Raw genomic sequence first — 2,684 nt, forward strand, 5'->3', positions numbered from 1 at the left:
CAATCGGACAAGACTCCCAATGTATATACCGAAATAGACGGTAACAAGATATATATTTACTCCGGCTCAGAATATTTTTTCAGAAACACCCTAAAGGGAAAAAAAGGGGGGGCAATAAAAAACGATAAAAAAGCGGTTTTCTGGGCAATTAGAGATAGTTCTGAAATACTCTCAGTTAAAAAAAACATAGCTGACCCCATCAATTTCTTCTATACAGATTATCGTTGGTTAAACTTTATAAAATGAAAAGGATTCTTATAACGTGCATGATCATCATCATGCTTTTATCTTGTTCAAAGAAAAAAAATTTTCTTCCATATACGGTTTATCCGGAAAAAGATTTGGAAGAGATTCTGGACTCTTTTATTATAGAAACGAAAAACAGGTATCCGGTAAATGAAATCTATATAGATCATTTGTCCTCTCAAGAATGTAATCTGGTCATCTTCTCCGGAGAGGAATCTCTGACGAAAGGAGAGAATCAGTTCTACGGACAAACTCCAATAGAGTGTTCTGTAATATCCGGTATTAAATTCGATATTTACTCCGGAGTGGAACACTTTTTTGACAAAAATCCGAATACGCCTCCAAATTACATGAACAAAAAAGATTATTTCCGCGTATATTCAACTGAAGGTATATATTGGCTTATAAAAAAAAACGGGAATAAAACCGAAATATCCAAACAATGGTATGTTTACCCTTTCACACCATATCCTTCTAGAAAAATACAATTTGCTGCTCCTATTATAAAGGATGATGAAAACTGATACCTATTATTTTTTCCTGACCGATCATTTGGGAAGCATCCGTGTCGTTGCAGACGCTTCAGGATCGGTCGTGCAAAGAAACCATTTCTACCCTTTCGGGTTGTCTTTTGCCGACAACGAGAATCCGGAAACTCAGCCTTACAAGTTTAACGGTAAAGAGCTCGATCTTTTTCACGGATTGAACTGGTATGACTATCTCGCTCGCGGAATGGACCCGGCCGCAGGAAGGTTTACCGCCATTGACCCTCTCTGCGAGAAATATTTTGCATTATCACCATACATATTCTGCGCAAATAATCCGGTTAACTATATTGATCCTGACGGAAAAATTATTAAAATAGCAAATAACCGAGTAAATGCTTTGACCTATTTTGCAAAAATAGCCGCAACGAATATCGGTTCAACCAGAATGAACGATTTAATCAGATCCACACAAACATATACCGCTAAATCCGTTTTTTTGACAAAAAATTCAGAATATGATGTTTCTTCGAATACGATTTATTATGTTAACGATTCTTGGTATTCGGATATAGACGGTGGATCTCCCTCTGAATATGCTTTGTTAGGGCATGAACTGGATCATGCTTGGCGGGAGCATAATTTTCAAATTAGGTTTTATAAAGGTGAGACAACAAACGTTCTTTATTTAGAAAAACAAGCCGTAAGTTTTGAGAACTATTTAAGAACCGCCTATGGAGATAACAACATCCGACGGAAATACGAAGGCCTAAAAGGGGGAAAAGAATGGGAGTTCTTCCCATACAACCTAAATAGAAACAATGAACTTATAACCAACTTTTCCCAATTGGGGCATAATCGGAATAAGACAAGCCTCGGATTTAGCTATGAAAAATCTGTAAATAACGGGAAAAGCGTAAAACAATATCTGATCATAAGTACTGATAAGAACGACAACTTAAACTATCGGATTTTTAATTCAAAAGAAGAATATGATAAAGCAACTTTTAACTGGTAGAAAATTATGAAAACTTTCAGATTCAACAAAAACATCATTACCGGTATTGTAATATTGTGTATTAATTTGCTATTGGCGTACAATGCCTGTTATTGGATTTATTGTTATAAATTCCCAACCTCGTTATATCTATTGATGTCTTCAAACACGGCTCTGTTTACACAGCTTTTTCTTGCCTTGACAGGCTGCTTTATCTCCATTCGCCTTTTAAGGCAAAAATTAAGCATAAAGAGAGCATGGATTTATGAGTCGATTATCCTCGCTATTACCGTTTTTATCCATATCTTAGACCATTATGTCTGCTTACATATTCACTTTTAAATAGCTGATAATAAAAGTATATTATTGAATAATAGATGCTAAGCCATATTATTTAAATGCGAGACACATAGTGTACCTTATTTATTATAAAATACTTAACAAAGCTCCAATATGAAAGTTATAATTTATATTGCAATCTTTATAATTCTTTGCCCGATATTCTCATGCAAAGAAAATGAACCGAAAAATGACAGTTTTTTCTTCTACGTTCCGGGATCGGATATCGGAATAACAACTTCTAAAAGACCCGGAAATCTGTTTTATGTCGTATTCGCTGAAGACAGTGTACAGCCTTCCGATTCCGTCGATTATATCAAGTATAAAATAGATGTATCAACCAACCTTTATTTTGCATTCGATCCCCGTAATAAAAAAACAATTTACGTCCTTGATTCCGATAAAATCATAGAAACCAATATTCTTAACGACAGTCTGAAAATTTTGCAGGATGACGAATTTATGACTCTTGTCGCAGATACCGGAATATTAGCTACACCAGAAAGTGTATTAAAATATCCATACGTTGAAGTATGGATATATCCGAGCGATTATACGATATTCACAACAGAATATGAACCTGTACATAAATGCATAAAAGAGGGTAAGACTTATAT

At 34.9% G+C, this 2,684-nt stretch carries 3 protein-coding genes and 1 pseudogene; all 4 read left to right on the forward strand.

Translation table 11 applies throughout. From position 1 onward, the window contains the following. Nucleotides 1-246, forward strand: a 246-nt coding sequence (locus AC1WHX_RS11745) for a hypothetical protein (RefSeq protein ID WP_481229429.1), incomplete at its 5' end; no start/stop codon positions are given. Beyond that, nucleotides 243-770: a hypothetical protein gene (locus AC1WHX_RS11750; RefSeq protein ID WP_481229431.1), complete on the forward strand. Its 528-nt coding sequence runs from the start codon at nt 243-245 to the stop codon at nt 768-770. The genes AC1WHX_RS11745 and AC1WHX_RS11750, both read left to right, overlap by 4 nt. Continuing rightward, nucleotides 757-1,749 (forward strand): RHS repeat domain-containing protein, encoded by a 993-nt coding sequence (locus tag AC1WHX_RS11755; RefSeq protein WP_303115585.1) that lies wholly within the window; start codon nt 757-759, stop codon nt 1,747-1,749. Before AC1WHX_RS11750 ends, AC1WHX_RS11755 begins: the two co-directional genes overlap by 14 nt. A gap of 432 nt (nt 1,750-2,181) precedes the next feature. Then, nucleotides 2,182-2,684: pseudogene (locus tag AC1WHX_RS11760) on the forward strand (hypothetical protein); the annotation flags it as partial.

The sequence above is a fragment of the Coprobacter sp. genome, from assembly GCF_982436375.1.